This is a genomic window from Arthrobacter sp. Z5-13 (genome assembly GCF_056499105.1).
Genome location: NZ_CP096460.1, coordinates 3,125,366 through 3,141,627, shown reverse-complemented (window position 1 = coordinate 3,141,627; position 16,262 = coordinate 3,125,366). Strand labels below are relative to the sequence as shown.

General features: G+C 62.9%; 13 protein-coding genes. 5 read left to right on the top strand and 8 right to left on the bottom strand.

Translation table 11 applies throughout. The features are described 5' to 3' along the window. Nucleotides 1-158: 158 nt before the first annotated feature. The 4 genes from M1E02_RS14710 to M1E02_RS14695 form a co-directional block, all read right to left on the bottom strand. Entirely contained in the window at nucleotides 159-1,820 is a 1,662-nt protein-coding gene (locus tag M1E02_RS14710) for a LuxR C-terminal-related transcriptional regulator (protein ID WP_479374973.1), read from the bottom strand. A gap of 105 nt (nucleotides 1,821-1,925) precedes the next feature. Continuing rightward, nucleotides 1,926-2,585 (bottom strand): Maf family protein, encoded by a 660-nt coding sequence (locus M1E02_RS14705; protein ID WP_479374972.1) that lies wholly within the window; start codon nucleotides 2,583-2,585, stop codon nucleotides 1,926-1,928. Nucleotides 2,586-2,595: 10 nt separating this feature from the next. Then, nucleotides 2,596-5,136, bottom strand: coding sequence for an MMPL family transporter (locus M1E02_RS14700; RefSeq protein WP_479374971.1), 2,541 nt, complete (start codon nucleotides 5,134-5,136; stop codon nucleotides 2,596-2,598). Between the two features lies 1 nt (nucleotide 5,137). Further along, nucleotides 5,138-5,854 carry a TetR/AcrR family transcriptional regulator gene (locus M1E02_RS14695; protein ID WP_479374970.1) on the bottom strand — a complete coding sequence of 239 codons (717 nt, stop codon included), beginning with the start codon at nucleotides 5,852-5,854 and terminating at the stop codon, nucleotides 5,138-5,140. A 182-nt stretch (nucleotides 5,855-6,036) separates the two neighbouring features. Here M1E02_RS14695 and M1E02_RS14690 point away from each other — a divergent pair, with 182 nt between their 5' ends. Beyond that, a complete protein-coding gene (locus tag M1E02_RS14690; protein WP_479374969.1) occupies nucleotides 6,037-6,594 on the top strand; it encodes a hypothetical protein in 558 nt (185 codons plus the stop codon). 132 nt (nucleotides 6,595-6,726) lie between these two features. Here M1E02_RS14690 and M1E02_RS14685 read toward each other — a convergent pair whose 3' ends face one another. The 4 genes from M1E02_RS14685 to M1E02_RS14670 all read right to left on the bottom strand — a co-directional run bounded on the left by M1E02_RS14685 (nucleotide 6,727) and on the right by M1E02_RS14670 (nucleotide 12,005). Then, entirely contained in the window at nucleotides 6,727-8,163 is a 1,437-nt protein-coding gene (locus M1E02_RS14685; protein ID WP_479374968.1) for a dicarboxylate/amino acid:cation symporter, read from the bottom strand. A 256-nt stretch (nucleotides 8,164-8,419) separates the two neighbouring features. Beyond that, the gene (locus M1E02_RS14680) at nucleotides 8,420-10,102 is read right to left on the bottom strand and encodes a DUF885 domain-containing protein (protein WP_479374967.1); all 1,683 of its coding nucleotides are present in this window, start codon (nucleotides 10,100-10,102) and stop codon (nucleotides 8,420-8,422) included. 71 nt (nucleotides 10,103-10,173) lie between these two features. Further along, the gene (locus M1E02_RS14675; RefSeq protein ID WP_479374966.1) at nucleotides 10,174-10,425 is read right to left on the bottom strand and encodes an acyl-CoA carboxylase subunit epsilon; all 252 of its coding nucleotides are present in this window, start codon (nucleotides 10,423-10,425) and stop codon (nucleotides 10,174-10,176) included. After that, nucleotides 10,422-12,005, bottom strand: coding sequence for an acyl-CoA carboxylase subunit beta (locus M1E02_RS14670; protein ID WP_479374965.1), 1,584 nt, complete (start codon nucleotides 12,003-12,005; stop codon nucleotides 10,422-10,424). The genes M1E02_RS14675 and M1E02_RS14670 overlap by 4 nt, the downstream gene beginning before the upstream one ends. Before the next feature lie 205 nt (nucleotides 12,006-12,210). Between M1E02_RS14670 and M1E02_RS14665 the strand changes: the two genes are divergently transcribed. The 4 genes from M1E02_RS14665 to M1E02_RS14650 are packed head-to-tail and all read left to right on the top strand — an operon-like array spanning nucleotide 12,211 to nucleotide 16,081. Next, nucleotides 12,211-13,101 (top strand): SDR family oxidoreductase, encoded by an 891-nt coding sequence (locus M1E02_RS14665; protein ID WP_479374964.1) that lies wholly within the window; start codon nucleotides 12,211-12,213, stop codon nucleotides 13,099-13,101. Nucleotides 13,102-13,151: 50 nt separating this feature from the next. Further along, nucleotides 13,152-14,147, top strand: coding sequence for a biotin--[acetyl-CoA-carboxylase] ligase (locus M1E02_RS14660; RefSeq protein WP_479374963.1), 996 nt, complete (start codon nucleotides 13,152-13,154; stop codon nucleotides 14,145-14,147). Further along, nucleotides 14,140-14,778, top strand: coding sequence for a PH domain-containing protein (locus M1E02_RS14655; RefSeq protein ID WP_479374962.1), 639 nt, complete (start codon nucleotides 14,140-14,142; stop codon nucleotides 14,776-14,778). The genes M1E02_RS14660 and M1E02_RS14655 overlap by 8 nt, the downstream gene beginning before the upstream one ends. Next, nucleotides 14,762-16,081: an adenylate/guanylate cyclase domain-containing protein gene (locus M1E02_RS14650; RefSeq protein ID WP_479374961.1), complete on the top strand. Its 1,320-nt coding sequence runs from the start codon at nucleotides 14,762-14,764 to the stop codon at nucleotides 16,079-16,081. The genes M1E02_RS14655 and M1E02_RS14650 overlap by 17 nt, the downstream gene beginning before the upstream one ends. Nucleotides 16,082-16,262 lie beyond the last annotated feature (181 nt).

Genomic DNA, 16,262 nt, shown 5'->3' with positions numbered 1-16,262 from the left:
CTCCGAGGCAAAGGGTGCCTTCGCTGCGTCGCTGGCAGGAAGGTCGGGGATGTAAACGGTATGGATAAGGAGAAGTTCCATGGCTTCACGCTACGTTTCAGGTACATGGCGGCACATCGAGGAAAGTATGTGATGCCCGGAATGGGGGATGGGTATTTTTATGTACTGCCCGGGAGACGTCCGGCCAGCCCGTGGCTGTAGGCGTACGCCGTCGCGGCGCTGCGGGATGGGACATCCAGTTTGAGCAGGATGTTGCTGACGTGGCGGGCCACCGTCTTTTCACTCAGAAACAATGCCGAGGCGATGCTCCGGTTGCTCATGCCGGCAGAGACCAACCGCAGTACTTCGGCTTCCCGAGGGCTGAGAGGCCCGTTCCCTGCCACGGGAGCCGGGGAGATCTGGTCTTCGAGCTGGTCCAAAGAGTTCAAGGCAGGAATCGCACCGAGATCATGGAACACTGTGCGGGCTGCCGCAAACTCCAACTGTGCGGATTCGTCTTCGCCCAATTCCTGGAGGGCCATCCCAAGCTTCACCTGACAGCGCGCTGCCTCATATGGTGCCTCCAGCCGGGACCAGTTTCCCCAGGCGCCGCGAAGGGCCTTCGCGGCGCCATGCGGGTCCCCGGAAGCCAGCAACAGAATTCCTGTCGAATAACCGGCGAGCGCCATGACCCAGGGCATCCGGGTGGCTTCGGCGAGCGAGTCAAGCTCCGCCGCCGCGGCCTGGGCGGCAGCCAGATCTCCCGCAGCCACCTCGATTTCGACCATGGCCGGCAGGAGCATCCGGCGTGAGGAGGTGCCTGCCTCTTCTGCTGCCCGGCGGATGAGTGATTGCGCCGCTGCGGGTTTCCTCTGGGCAAGTCGGAGCAAGGCGAGTCCTGGCTGGGGATCGTGACCTGCCTGGTGCGCTTGGCGGTATGAATCCTCCGCTTCGGTGAATTCGCCCCGTAACCGCTGGACCTCGGCCTGCTGGTAGAAGCCGCCGTACATCGCGTTCCGGTCCCCGCGCCGGGACAACTCCTGAGCCGTGCGTGCCGTGGCGAGGGCGTCGGACCAGGCACCCTGCAGGCAATAGATCTCGGCACGGTGCATCCGGCACTGGCCTTGGAAGGGCACCAAATCTTTCTGCGAGGAACACCACCGGTCCAGGGCAAGGGTCCATTCCTGGGCGCGGCCCAGGTCAAACGCGAGGTGGCAGCTCTCTATTAGGGCGCAGTAGACGATTCCGGACGGGAAGGGGCTGACTCCTCCTGACATGACCGATGCCAGGACTTCATCCAGCAGCGCCATTCCCTCGTCCACCTGCTCGAGCCTGATCAAGGCCTGGCCCTGCCCAAGCCTGGCCAGCGCCAGAACATCCCGATCGTGGAAACGCTCCGCGATCTGTTCGGCCCGGGCAAACACCTGCCGGGCACCTTCGAAATCGCGGCCGTACATTTGGCCCAGCGCCTGTTGGACCAGCAGGAATCCCTCCACCGCACAGGGTTCAGGATGCTCCTCTACCAGCCTGCGGGCCCGCGCGAACCATCCGCCGGCGGCGGCCTGCTTTCCGGCATTCCTGAACTGCATGGCGAGCCAGGCGGCGCACCGTGCTGCGGCAGGAGCGTCGCCCACCAGAAGGTATTCCTCGTGCGCCTTCGCCAAGGCGTTGATGCCGTCGTCGAACCTGCCCAGAAGCAGGGCGGCGGTAGCCGAACGCTCCAGATCCTCTGCGGGGAGTCCGCCTTCCTGGACGGCCATGGCAAACTCGCTGGAGGCATCCAGCCATCGGCGCTCCGCGAAGGCTGACCGGCCGCGGTCCAAAGCGGTGGAGACTGTCACAGTGACTTCTTCCGGCCGGAGCATCGGAACCCCTGTAGCCCCGACCACCTGCCCTACTTCGCTAGGGTACCGCCGCCAAAATAGGCAGGCAACAACATACGCGGGTCAGGGGTGGACGCTGGCCGGCCAGAGTTCAGTGATACCCACTTTGGCATGCCCCAACAGGACCCGGAGGGTCGAAATTGAAAGCCCGACGACGGCGTGAGGATCGCCGTCGATCTTGCTGATGAACGCCCCTCCCAGCCCGTCGATGGTGAAGGAGCCGGCACAGTGCAACGGCTCTCCGGTGGCGATATAGGCGTCGATTTCTTCGCCTGACATTTCCATAAAATGCACTTCGGCAGACGAGACTGCCCCGACTGTGGCCCCGGAGCCCACAGAGTATCCGGGGTGGTCGTCGGCCTCGGTATCCCGGCAGTCCACCAGCCAGTGGCCGGTGTGCAGTATGCCCCTGTTGCCGCTCATCCGCAGCATGCGCCGCCGGGCAACGTCCGGAGTGTAGGGCTTGCCGTGCGATTCGCCCTCGAATTCGAAGACGGAATCGCACCCGACCACCAGCGCGCCCTCGGCCTCAGGGAGCGACGCCACCGCTTCCGCTTTTGCCCGCGCCAGAAGCAGCGCAGTGTCATGTGGGTCCGTCACCCCGTAGCGGGCCTGGACTGCGTCCTCATCAACGTCCGAGACAAGAACCTCATGCCGGATGCCTGCCCCGGTGAGCAGTTTGGTGCGGGCGGGGGACTGGGAGGCCAGAATCAAGCGGGTCACGGGTTCCAGCCTAATTCACCTCAACACGTGCGCGCTTGGCCTGCCCGGCGTCAACTGCCGGTTCTTCCTTGCGGAGTTTGGCCCCTTCGACGTCGACATCAGGCAGGATCCGGTCCAGCCACTTCGGCAGCCACCAGGCTTTGTCGCCCAGAAGATACATCACTGCCGGGACGATGGTCATCCGGACAACGAAGGCGTCTACCAGGACACCGAAGGCCATGGCGAAGCCGAGGGGCCGCACCATTGTGAGGTGTGAGAAGACGAAGCCGGAGAAGACGCTGACCATGATGATTGCGGCGGCGGTGACCACGGCAGCGGCGTGGCTGAAACCGCTGCGGACTGCATGCTTGGCGCTTTCCCCGTGCATGTAGGACTCCCGCATCCCCGAGGTAATAAAGACCTGGTAGTCCATAGCCAGGCCGAACAGCACGCCGATCAGGATGATGGGCAGGAAGCTGAGCACTGCGCCAGGGTTGGGAACATCAAAGATCGTTCCCAGCCAGCCCCACTGGTACACAGCGACGACGGCGCCGAAAGCTGCCCACAGGGACAACAGGAACCCGCCGGTGGCCAGCAGCGGCACCACGATGGAGCGGAACACCAGGAGCAGGAGGATCAGGGAGAGCCCGACGACGATCGCCAGGTATGGGGGCAGTGCGTCGCCGAGCTTCGTGGACACATCGATGTTGCCTGCCGTCTGCCCGGTGAGGCCGACGGTGACCCCGGTGGAGTCCTGGATTTCCGCATTTCTGGCCCGGAGCTCAGAGACCACCTGGACGGTGCTCGCGCTGGCGGGTCCCTCCTTTGGGATCACTTGGAAGACAGCAGTCCGGCGGTCCTCACTGAGGGCAACGGGAACAGCGGCGGTTACGTTGTCCAACCCGCGGAGGATGTCCGCGACGTCGAACTGCTTGGACTGCGCTTCGGCTTCGGTCAGCCCGGCCGGCAACTCGCCCACCACCACGATCGGCCCTGTCACGCCTTCGCCGAAGCTGCGGGCAGTGACGTCGTACGCCTTGTACGCCTGGGAATCTACCGGCTCCGAGCCGCCGTCGGGCAATGCCAGCCGGAGCTGGCCGGCCGGCAGGGCAAGCACGCCAAGGAGTGCGACGCCGGCAAGCATCGCCAGAATGGGGTGCCGGGTCACCAAGCCGCCCCAGCCGTGGCTGCTCTTGTGCTCTTCTTTTGCGTGGTCCTCTTCTTCGTGGCCCGGCGCGGCGTTATGTTGTTCGGCTTTGGCCCAGCGGCGGCGGGAAATCAGCCTGCGGCCGATGAGGGACAGGACCGCCGGTGTCAGGGTCAAGGCCACCACGACGGCGACCGCCACTGTTGCTGCAGCGGAGAGACCCATAACGGCAAGGAACGGGAGCCCGGGAACAACCAGGGCGGCCAGCGCGATAATGACCGTCAGGCCGGCGAACAACACGGCGTTGCCCGAGGTGCCCGTTGCCAACGCCGCGGATTCCTCAGCGTCCATCCCGGCCAGCAGTTGGCTGCGGTGGCGGTTGACGATGAAGAGTGAGTAATCGATGCCCACGGCCAGGCCCAGCATGAGGGCCAGCATGGGCGAGATGGAGCTCATATCCACCACGCTGGTGAGCGCGAACGTTCCCCCTACACCTACCGCCACGCCCACCACTGCCATGAGCAGAGGCAGCCCGGCGGCGATCAGCGTTCCCAGCATCACGATCAGGACAAGGGCCGCGACGGCGATACCGAGGATTTCGGAGACCCCGAACAGGTCAGAGACGTCTTCGGTAATCTCCTTGCTCGCGAAAGCCGTGACACCGGCAGAGGAGACCTCCTGCGCGATCTCCTGGACTTCCTTACGGACCTCAGGGTTGAGCGCATTAATGGAGGTCTTGAACTGAACCTGGGCAATGGCAGCTTTACCGTCCTCGGAGACAAAACGCATGCCTTCCGAGGCGGCCAGCTGCCGTTTTCCGAGCTCCAGCTGGACGGCGCCTGCCTCCGCTTCCTTCCTGCCGGCCTCAAGCCGCTGCTGACCGGCAGCGATCTCCGCTTTTTGCTGGCCCAGCTGGGCTTCAATGGCGGAGGCGGGCAGCCCGGCAGCTGTCATTTGCTGTTCCGCCTGGGCCACTTGTGCAGCACCGGCCGCAAGGTCGGCTGCTGATTTCTCCAGCAGGGCCTTCCCCTCGGCGGCTTTTTGCTCTCCGGCCGCCAGGTCCGACGCGGCCTTGTCGAGCTGGGCCTGGGTGGTGAAGGGGTCAATAGTCCCTTGGACGTCCGGCAGCGTCCTGAGCTTGGTCAAAGCTGCTGTTACGGCGTCCTTGCCCGCTTGGCTGAACTGCCCGCCGTCGGCCTCGAACACGATCCCCGCCGTGCCTCCGGCGGACTCCGGCAGGTCTTTTTTCAGCTTGTCCAGCATGCGCTGGGTTTCGGTTCCCGGGATCTGGAAGTTGTTGGACATGGTGCCGTGGAACGCGGCAGCGGAGCCACCGACGGCGACCAGCACCGCCAGCCACAACGAGATCACGAGCCAGCGGTGGCGGTAGGAGAACTTGCCTAGGCGGTACAGGAGCAGGGCCATGTCAGTGCCGATCTTTGGGGAGAGGAGATGCCGGGGAGGAAGTCGTGTTGGAAGGGGGGATTAAAGCGCTTGTGGACGTGGAGAAGCCTGCGGCGAGAAGGTCCAGGGAATCAATCATCAATTGACGGAGCGTGGCCATCGACGCCTCGGAAAGGTCGGGCCCGCATCGCCTGAACCAGACATCCATGGCTGCCCTTCCACAGGAAATAACCGAGCCTGAGAGGGCACGAAGGTAAAGTTCATCGATTTCGCCGTCGGTCTTGCTGGCCATGCGCTCGCGGGCGGCTTCTATGATCTGTCCGGTGCAGTGGTCCCACGCTTCTAATTCCGAGCCTGCGAGCTGATGGTTCTGCTGCACCAGGGTGAACAGTTCGGCCACGGGTGCTACGGCCATTGGATCCGCGAGGGCCACCATGGCTTCTTTGGCCGAGATGATCACGGGTTCCTCAGGCGGGCGCAACCGGAACTGCTGTAGCGCAACCTCCAGGAACTCATGCGTGATGTTTCCGATCGCTGCTTCGGTACTTGCGTAGTAGTTGAAGAATGTGCGGCGCGATATACCTGCAGCGTCAGCGATGTCCTCCACCGTGAAGTTGCCTACGCCCTTTTTGCGGATAAGCTCCATGGCTGCCTGCGTGATGGCCTGCCGCGTTGCCGCCTTATTGAGCTCTCGCCGGGAGAGTGGGGGAGAAGGGGTTTCAGCAGTTGAGCCTGTCACGTCAGAAGTCACATATCTACACTATGTGCAACTTTGCACTCTGCGCAACTATGCTTCACAGCCTCCTGACAGCCATGGGACAGCTCTTTGACACATGGGCAGCCGAGAGTGGTTAAAGGCCGGCAATCAACGGCCGGCCTCACATCGGAGCCGCCTCCGGGCGGCAGATCCAGGAGAAAGCAATGCCACAGAATAAGAAACTGACCCTTGGCCTCAGTGCCGCCGGCATCGCGCTGGTTGCAGGTTTGGGGGTCTCGGGAGCGGCATATGCCGCTACGACGACGCCGACCCCCACTCCCTCAGCGAGCGCATCTGACGCTCCTGCTGACGGCCAGCGTGGAGGCCCTGGCGGCCATGGCAAGCGGGGAGGTGGCATGGGTGTGCAGGCGTCTGCGCTCGCTACGAAGCTCGGCGTTGACGAGGCGAAGGTTACGGAAGCCCTGCAGGCCTTCCGCGATGCCAACAAACCCGATGCCGCGGCGGACAAGACCGCGGGCACCAAACCGGACCGCTCAGCGATGGAAGCGGCCCTCGCCGCATCGTTGGCGCAGTCCCTGGGGATTGACGAAGCGAAAGTGACGGCCGCTCTGGAGGAGATTCGCACCGAGGCGCAGGCGGAACGCGCGGCTGCGTTCAAGACCCGCCTGGACAAGGCAGTCACGGACGGCACGCTGACCCAGGCCGAGGCTGATGGCGCTGCCAAGGCGGTGGAGAAGGGAGTGATCGGAGGCGGTCGCTGACCGGAACTTTCCCTAGTGCCCTTAAAGCACAATTCCCCGGGGGTTCCCGGGGAATTGTGCTGCGGCACTGCCTTGGCGGCTTTTCCTGACGACTTCCCTATAGGAGTACCCAGTGAGAAGCCGGAGAGGAAGCTACGCCTTCGAGGTTTGGAGCTCCTGTTCGCGGGAAGCATCGTCGCGCGCGGCTGACGGGTCCTCCGCCGCAGGGGTGTCGTCGGAGAATGCCTCGCCGTTTCGCGGGGCGTTGTACAGGGACTCGTCCAGGATGCCTTGGCGTTTGGAAACGATCGTGGGTACCAATGCCTGTCCGGCCACGTTCACGGCGGTGCGCCCCATGTCCAGGATGGGATCGATGGCCAGGAGGAGTCCGACGCCTGCCAGGGGCAGCCCCAGGGTGGACAGTGTCAGGGTGAGCATGACGACGGCGCCGGTGGTGCCGGCTGTGGCGGCGGATCCGAGTACTGAGACCAATGCGATAAGCAGGTACTGGCTGAAGTCCAGCTGGATGCCGAAGAACTGGGCCACGAAGATCGCCGCGATTGCCGGGTAAATGGCGGCGCAACCATCCATCTTTGTGGTGGCACCCAGCGGCACAGCAAAGGAGGCATAGGCTCGGGGAACGCCGAGGTTTCGCTCAGCCACGCGCTGGGTCAGGGGGAGCGTGCCAATGGAGGAGCGGGAAACAAAGGCCAACTGGACGGCCGGCCACACTCCGGAGAAGTACTGCTTGACGGAAAGGCCGTGCGAGCGGATCAGGGCGGGGTAGACGCCGAACAGCACCAAGGCGAGCCCAATGTAGATGGCGATGGTGAACTTGCCGAGCGATCCGATAGTGTCCCAGCCGTAGACGGCCACAGCGTTTCCGATCAAACCGACGGTACCCAGGGGTGCGATCCGGATGATCCACCACAGGACCTTCTGGATGACAGCAAGGGCAGAGGCGTTGAGCTTCAGGAACGGCTCGGCCTGCTTGCCCACCTTGAGAGCCGCGATGCCGATCGCGATCGCGATCACCAGGATCTGGAGCACATTGAAGCTGACGGAGGTGGTGACAGCTCCGGATTCAGCCACGGTGGAGGAGGCGCCGAGGCCCAGGAAGTTTTTCGGGAACAGACCGATCAGGAACGCCCACCAGTCGCCGGACTTGCCGGTGTACTCGTCCTTCTGGGCGAGACCTGTGTTGGCGCCGGGCTGAAGGAACACGCCCAGGCCAATGCCGATCAGCACCGCGATGAGCGAGGTAATGGCGAACCACAAAAGGGTGTTCCATGCCAGTTTGGCGGCATTGGAAACTTCCCGAAGGTTCGAGATGGAACTGACCACAGCCGTGAAGATCAGCGGTACGACAGCGGTCTGCAGCAGCGAGACGTAGCTCGAGCCAATGGTCTGCAGTGTTGCACCGAGGCCGTTGGGGATTTCTTTGGTGCTGCCGGTGTACTTGGCCAGGAGGCCGAGGCCGAGGCCCACGATGAGGGCAGCGATGATCTGAAAACCGAACGAGCCGGCCCACTTGGGCAGCTGGAACCGGGATTTTCCTGCAGGGGCGGGGATGCTTGTTTGAGTGCTCACCAGAACACGCTAAAGGCAGTGCATATACCACCGCGAACGAACGTTGAGAAATGTTACATGCCGTTCATTCGCCATGCCGCCGAAAGTCCCCGCCATTACTGGGCATTCAGGGTGATTTGTGAAGTTATTCCCGACACCAGTGTGGCAAACGTCTCGGCCGGCCAGCTCGCTTAGCACCGAGATGACACTTCGCGGCAGTGTTTTGCTACAACACCGCCGCGAAGTGCCACCTCGACGATCAGCCGGGAGGGGTTGGTTAGGCCAGCAGTGCGCGCTTGAGGGTGTCGAGGCCTACGGAGCCTATGTTCAATGCCTTTGTGTGGAAGGTCTTGAGGTCAAAGTCCGGCCGGGTTTCGAGCTCAGCCCTGATCTGCTCCCAGAGTCGCTGGCCCACTTTGTAGGATGGGGCCTGGCCTGGCCAACCCAGGTATCGGGTGAACTCGAACTTCAGCTGCCCTCCGCTGATGGGGAGGTTGGCCTTGAGGAACTCCAGTCCCTTCTCCGGCGTCCAGGTTCCTGACCCCCAGCGCTCCGGGACCTCCAGCTCCAGGTGCACACCGATATCGAAGACGACGCGGGCTGCCCTCATGCGCTGCATGTCCAGCATGCCCATGTGATCACCGGGGTCCTTGAGATAGCCAAGTTCCTGCATCAGTTTCTCAGCGTAAAGGGCCCAGCCCTCACCGTGGCCGGAAGTCCAGCAAACGTTGCGGCGCCAGCTGTTCAGCAGTTCCCGCCTGTACACGGCGGTGGCAACCTGAAGGTGGTGGCCAGGGACTCCTTCGTGGTAAACCGTGGTGGTTTCAGACCACGTTGTGAACGTGTCCTCGCCCGCAGGAACTGACCACCACATGCGGCCGGGACGGCTGAAGTCGTCCGAGGGTCCGGTGTAGTAAATGCCGCCCTCGTCGGTGGGCGCAATGAGGCATTCCAGGGTTTTCATGACGTCGGGGATCTCGAAATGCACGTCCGCGAGTTCCGCAACGGCCTTGTCTGAGAGCTCCTGCATCCAGGCCTTGAGGGCGTCTGTTCCCTTGAGCTGGCGCGAGGGATCGTTGTTGAGGATCTCCTTGGCTTCCTTGATGGAGGCACCTGGTTTGATCTGTTCGGCAACGCGTTCCTGCTCGGAGATCAGTCGCTGGAGTTCCTGCACGCCCCAGGCATAGGTCTCCTCGAGGTCCACCGTCGCCCCCAGGAAGGAGCGGGAAGCCAAGGCGTAGCGCTCCCGGCCGACTGCATCTTTGGCAGGGGCTACAGGGAGGAGTTCCTGCCGGAGGAATTCGGCGAACCGTGCGTAGGCGCGCCTGGCGGCGGCAGCACCGGCGTCGAGCTTGTCCTGAAGCTCCTGCGGGAGGGGGCCCTCGGCGGTCTTGGCCCCTGCAGCCAGCTTGGCAAAGAATCCGTCCTCGGCCGCGTACTTGGTGGTCTGCTCAATCACAATCTCCACCTGGCGCACGGCGGAGACTTTCCCCGCGTCCCGGGCGGCGAGAAGCGAGGCCGCGTAGCCTTCGATAGCCGTAGGCACGTTGTGGGCCCGGCCCGCAATGTGGTCCCAGTGTTCCGCGGTCTCGGTAGGCATGAGGTCAAAGACGGCACGGATGTCCTGGGCCGGCGACGCGATGTTATTGAGGTCGGCAACATCCCAGCCGGAGTCGTGGATTTCCAGTTCGAGTCCGAGCCGTTCCCTCATGGCATCCAGTGTTACGGCGTCGACGTCGTCCACTGGAACCTGCTCCTCAAGAGCAGCGAGCGTGGCGCGGGCGGCATCGATGAATTGTTCGATTCCAGCAGGGGAGAAGTCCTGGTATTCGGTCTCGTGGCCCGGAACGCCGAGGGTGATGGCGAAGCTTGGGTTGAGCCTGGTGAGGGTGTCAGTGTGCGCGTCGGCGATCTTGTCGATGGCGGTCTGCGGCCGAATGGGAGTGGTTTCGTTAGTCACCCTCACGAGACTAACCGGGCAAACCCAGTTATGAAAGACTTACTGAATTAATTAGCAGGGGCCTCAGCGATTCAGCCCCGGCTGCGTTTCCAGGCCCCCGGGCCCGGCGTCGGCGCCAGCCGCAGTTGCTGGCGCCTGACCCATCCGCGGACTGTGGGTTTCGCCGGTTCAGCTTGTTCTGTGCCACCGAGCGAAAGTACGACGGCGGTCAGCGCCGCCAGCTCCTCGGCTGTGGGGTCGCCTTTCGCCACAGAGAAGAGCGTCGGCGCCAGCGGTGTCGCCGTGCCCTCTCCCTCGCTCGCAGCCGGAAGTTCCCTGCTCACAGCGGGATGTTTCCGTGCTTCTTGGCCGGCAGGCTGGCGCGCTTGTCCCGCAGCGCCCGTAGTCCCTTAATAATCTGGACCCTTGTCTCAGAGGGGATGATGACGGCATCGACATAGCCGAGCTGGGCGGCCTGGTACGGGTTCAGAAGCTCCTCCTCATACTGCTTGATCACTTCTGCACGCTTGGCTTCGACGTCACCGCCGTCAGCGGCCACGGCTGCGAGGTCGCGGCGGTACAGGATGTTGACTGCACCCTGGGCCCCCATGACACCGATCTGCGCAGTTGGCCAGGCCAGGTTGAGATCGGCCCCCAGTTTTTTCGAGCCCATGACGATGTATGCCCCGCCATAGGCCTTCCGGGTGATGACGGTGACTTTGGGAACAGTGGCTTCGGCGTAGGCATACAGCAGTTTGGCGCCGCGGCGGATGATGCCCTGGAATTCCTGGTCCTTGCCCGGCAGGAATCCGGGGACGTCCACCAGGGTGATGATGGGAATGTTGAAGGCGTCGCAATGCCGCACAAAACGCGCCGCTTTCTCCGAAGCGGAGATATCCAGGGTGCCGGCGAACTGCATGGGCTGGTTGGCCACGATGCCTACCGTGTGACCTTCGATCCGCCCGTAGCCAATCATGACGTTGGGAGCATAGAGGGCCTGCATCTCGAGGAAATGGGCGTCGTCCACGATCTGCTCAACGACCTTGCGCATGTCGTAGGGCTGGTTCGCGGAATCCGGGATCAGCGTGTCCAGCGCGAGGTCGTCGTCGTCGAGCTCGAGCTCCTGCTGGTGCTCCAGCACGGGGGCCTCGGCGAGGTTGTTCGAGGGCAGGAAGTCCAGCAGCTCACGGACGAACTCGATGGCGTCGGCTTCGTCAGCGGCGAGATAGGTGGAGGTTCCCGTGTTGGCGTTGTGTTGGCGTGCCCCGCCCAGGGTTTCCATGTCCACGTCCTCACCGGTAACCGTCTTGATAACGTCCGGACCTGTGATGAACATGTGCGAGGTCTTGTCCACCATCACTACATAGTCAGTGAGTGCGGGGGAGTAGGCTGCACCACCGGCCGACGGGCCCATGATGAGGGAAATCTGGGGCACGACCCCGGAAGCATGGACGTTGTTGCGGAAGATATCGGCGAACATTGCCAACGAGGCGACACCCTCCTGGATCCGTGCCCCGCCACCGTCGAGAATGCCCACTACCGGGCAGCCGTTGCGCAAGGCGAATTCCTGTACCTTGACGATCTTTTCCCCGTTGACCTGGCTCAGGGACCCGCCGTAGACACTGAAGTCCTGGCTGTACACGGCAACAGGCCGCCCGTCCACGGTGCCGTAGCCGGAAACGAGCCCGTCTCCAAGCGGCTTCTTCTTTTCCATCCCGAAAGCGGTGGAGCGGTGCACGGCGAGGGCGTCGAACTCAACGAACGAGCCTTCGTCGAGCAGGAGGTCGATGCGTTCCCGGGCGGTGTTCTTGCCACGCGCATGCTGCTTTTCGATCGCTTCGGGGCCGGAGGGCTGTTCGGCACGCGCCTGGCGATCGCGGAAATCTGCAATCTTTCCCGCTGTCGTGGTCAGATCGTGGCTCATCAAAATTTCTCCGGCTCTGTAGCTGATGGTCGCTGGCTCCCCGGTGCAGAACTTAAGTAGCATCCACACAAAATCCGGGCCCTGTTGGCTAGTCTAGTAACGTTTTGGACCCGCATGGCTGTAGAAAACCTACAAGGTTCAGTGCCGGGGTCGGCCTGGTCGAACATGTTACTCACCAGTAACATACTTCAGCTAGAGTGTTCTTATGACTTCAAGCAACGTCGCTTCGGGCGCCGCCGCAGAGCCGTACAAGGCCGCCGGTTCCCTTTCTGGCCGAACCATCCTTATGTCCGGTGGCAGCCGCGGGATCGGCCTGGCCATTGCTTTGCGGGCAGCCAGGGATGGCGCCAACATCGCGCTGATGGCCAAGACGGGGACGCCCCACGCAAAGCTGGAAGGCACAGTATTCAGTGCCGCGGAGCTGTTGGTGGAAGCCGGCGGCCAGGCGCTTCCCATTGTTGGTGATGTGAGGAACGATGACGACGTCGCGGGCGCCGTCGATTCCGCCGTCGAGCGGTTCGGCGGGATCGACATCGTGATCAACAACGCCTCCGCCATTGACCTCTCCAGTACCGACGCCGTCGATATGAAGCGCTACGACCTGATGCAGGACATCAATGTCAGGGGCACCTTCCTGCTGTCCAAGCTGGCCCTTCCTGCGCTGCGCAGATCGGACAACGGCCACATCCTGACCCTGTCTCCGCCCCTGAACCTGGATCCGAAGTGGGCCGGCATGCACTTGGCGTACACCATGGCCAAGTACGGAATGAGCCTCACCACACTCGGTCTGGCTGAGGAACTCAAAGCGGACGGCATCAGCGTCAATTCACTGTGGCCGCGGACCCTCATTGACACCGCTGCCATCCGGAACATGCCCGGCGGCAGCCAGCTGGTCCAGGCTGCCCGCGGACCTGAAATCGTCGCGGATGCAGCCCACGCGGTGTTGACCGGAAGCAATGCAGTCCCGGGTTCCGCTTCCAGGAGCGGGAACTTCTACACGGACGAGGAAGTCCTGGCTGCCGCGGGCGTCACGGACTTTTCCCCGTACAGCCTTGGCGTGCCTGAGGACCGGCTGGTTCCTGACATTTTCCTTTGAGCCTGGCGAGCGGAGGCGCCGCAAACGTGGCAACTCGATAGGATTCAGCTATGGAAGCCCCCCAGTCGGATAACAGCCAGGAACCCGTGGACTTTACGGAGCGCAGCGCACATGGAGCCGAGCGCAGGGGCTTGGACCGGACCGCGCTGGCGAATGAGGATTTCCTGGCGGGCACAGGCATCCCGCGGCTTACTGTGGTGGATTCCACCGGATCTACGAATGCCGATCTGCTGGAAGCTGTCACCACTGATCCCCGGTCGTGGCCGGACCTTTCCGTGTTGACTACGGAGCACCAGACCGCCGCCCGGGGACGGCTGGGCCGCAGCTGGGAAGCTCCGCCGCTGAGCTCGGTGCTGGTCTCAGTAGTGCTCCGGCCCGTCAATGCTGAGGGCCGCCCGTTGCCGACGCAGAGCTACTCCTGGTTCTCCCTGCTTGGGGCCTTGGCGCTGCGTGAGGCTTTGCTGGAGACGGCGGGCATTCCTGCCGAACTCAAATGGCCAAACGATGTCATAGTCCGTGGGCGGAAAATCGCCGGGATCCTGGCACAGCTGGGCCCTATGGGGGATGGGGGTGTGCCTCCTGTGGTCCTGGGTACGGGATTGAATGTCACCCTGACCCAGGAGGAGCTTCCCGTTCCCACAGCTACGTCTGTATTGCTGGAAGAGGCCCAAACGGTCGACCGCACCCTTTTGCTGAAGAGCTATCTTTCCCGCTTTGCCACCCTCTACCGCAGCTTCTGCAACGCCGACGGCAACCCCGCTGCCGGGATGGCAGGAGGCCCTTCCCTGCATAAGCGGGTCCAGGGAGTTCTGGTGACCCTGGGCAAGCAAGTGCGCGCCCAGCTGCCCGGCGACCACGAAATCATCGGCCACGCCACCCGGCTTGACGAGTATGGATCCCTCCTTGTTATTGACGCTTCTTCCCACGAGCATGTAGTGACCGCCGGCGACGTCGTTCACCTCCGTCCCTGGACTCCGCCAGGGCAAGACGGTTCGAAAGAATCAGGAAGCAGTTCCCGGGGTTCCACCGAGAGCGGTTATGCGTAGACAGCTGCTGCCGGGTGAACAGGTGATAGTGGTCACGCGGCCCCAGCCCAGGACATTGATCATTCCGGCCGCTGCCTTCATCGCAGTCCCCGCAGTAGGTGCCTTCGCAACAGCATGGATCGTAAAAGGGGAACCTGCGAGGATGTTCCCAGTCGTAACTTCCGCCTGGACGTTTTGGCTCGTGGCTGCCTGCCTCGTGCTTGTGGCCTGGGTTCTCTGTGGGTACTGCCTTCCGCGCACGCTGCGGTGGCAGTCCACGCGCTACACACTGACCAGTCAGCGCATAGTTGCCAAGTACGGAATGTTGCGCCGCAGGGAATGGCAGGTTTCCCTTGCTGCTATCCGCCAGGTGTGGGTGGTCCAGTCGGTGCTTCAACGCATATTGCGTTCAGGGAATATATCCTTGGATACCGGGCATCATGATCCTGCGGTACTGGAGGACGTTCCGGAGGCCGGGAAGTTCCGTGATTTTGTCCTTGAGGCCATCGACGAACTGCCGCCGGCTTCGCTCGCCTTGGAAGAGCACAACGGCGGGGATGGACGTGAGGACGTGGACGAAAACTGGGAGGGTCATGCGCAGCGCTGGCCCTGGAGACGGAGAGAAGGTGGAAGAGATGAACGCTGGCAGTGAGCATACCGGGGCTGTGCCCTTGGCCTCCGCGCAGACTCATCCATCTGGAGAAACGCCGGCTTCAACACAAGCAGCGGAACGCCAAGAAGCGCAGGAACCGGAAGAAACCATCGAACCTGTTGTAGAGGCCGCCACCATTGAAGACGCCGTCCTTGACACGGCCCCTGCCTCACCCTTCGCCGAGCCTGCTGCCGAACGCGGTCCTCATGCAGAAACTGTTCCTCCTCGTACTCAGTTCGAGCCCCCGGCAACAGGCACTTTCTCTGCTGAGCGTCTGGCGGCAAAGGCCTTGGAAGCACGGTTGCTGGGCGGTGAACGAAAGCTTCGCCGGCGTGAAGTCGCGGCCGGTGCGGGGCTCTCCCTGCTGTCCGCCCGCAAGCTCTGGAGGGCGCTTGGCTTTCCCAACCTCGGCGACGAGGATGTCGCTTTTACGGAGCGGGACCAGGCGGCCCTGTCCACAATCGTTGATCTGGTGCGGACCGGAAAGCTGACCGAAGAGGCAGCTATTTCAGTAACCAGATCCATCGGTCAAATGACCGACCGCATGGTGGTGTGGCAGATCGAAGCCCTCGTGGAAGACATGGTTCATCAGCAGGGGGTTCCGGACGCCGTCGCACGCAAGCGCCTGGTCAATGAACTTCCGGCCCTGGTGGACGCCCTGGAGGAAATGCTGGTCTACTCCTGGCGCCGCCAACTCAACGCCGGCGTTCAAAGGCTGGCCGTCCGTGCCGAAGCAGGCCTGCAGGCCAGCGAAGAGGGCCGCGAAGGTGACGAAGACGACGCTCCATTGCCCTTGGCCCGTGCCGTCGGCTTTGCTGACCTGGTCTCCTATACGAGTCTCTCCCGCCGGATGAACGAAAAGACTCTTGCCCAGCTGGTGCAGCGTTTTGAGAACAAGTGCGCCGAGATCATCTCCGTCGGCGGCGGCAGGCTCGTAAAGACAGTGGGCGACGAAGTCCTCTACATCGCCGAAACGCCGGCCGCGGGCGCAGAAATCTCCCTGGCCCTTGCCGAGGCGTTTACGCAGGATGAGATTCTGCCGGAGGCGAGAGTATCGCTGGTGTGGGGCCGGATCCTGTCACGACTGGGCGACATTTACGGACCCACAGTGAATCTCGCAGCACGCCTCACCGCACTGGCAGACCCAGGCACTGTGCTGGTGGATTCTGTGACCGCCGCCGCTTTGGACAGTGACGAACGATTCGTTCTGGTCCCGCAGCCCGTGGAGACAGTGCGCGGCTTCGGCGAAATCCTCCCGGTGCTGCTTTCGAGGGGGAGCGGCCGCGGCCTGGTCTTGGACTAAGCCGGATCCGGGCCAAGGTGTCCCCGTCCTGGATGACGCCTGCCTATTCATAAAATTGATGGTCTTATGAGATAGTCGAAGCTGACCGATGGCCACCGTGGCCCGGCCGCCTCCACTGTTTTTTGTTTTGGTCTTTTGGTCTTTTGGTTGGTCTTGTGCTGCTTTTTGGTGGCTTTTATTG

Bases quoted from the DNA above. Each gene is read 5' to 3' on its own strand.
- M1E02_RS14700 (WP_479374971.1), bottom strand. From the start codon at position 5,136: ATGGCCCTGCTCCTGTACCGCCTAGGCAAGTTCTCCTACCGCCACCGC.
- M1E02_RS14690 (WP_479374969.1), top strand. From the start codon at position 6,037: ATGCCACAGAATAAGAAACTGACCCTTGGCCTCAGTGCCGCCGGCATC.
- M1E02_RS14670 (WP_479374965.1), bottom strand. From the start codon at position 12,005: ATGAGCCACGATCTGACCACGACAGCGGGAAAGATTGCAGATTTCCGC.
- M1E02_RS14665 (WP_479374964.1), top strand. From the start codon at position 12,211: ATGACTTCAAGCAACGTCGCTTCGGGCGCCGCCGCAGAGCCGTACAAG.
- M1E02_RS14660 (WP_479374963.1), top strand. From the start codon at position 13,152: ATGGAAGCCCCCCAGTCGGATAACAGCCAGGAACCCGTGGACTTTACG.
- M1E02_RS14655 (WP_479374962.1), top strand. From the start codon at position 14,140: ATGCGTAGACAGCTGCTGCCGGGTGAACAGGTGATAGTGGTCACGCGG.
- M1E02_RS14650 (WP_479374961.1), top strand. From the start codon at position 14,762: ATGAACGCTGGCAGTGAGCATACCGGGGCTGTGCCCTTGGCCTCCGCG.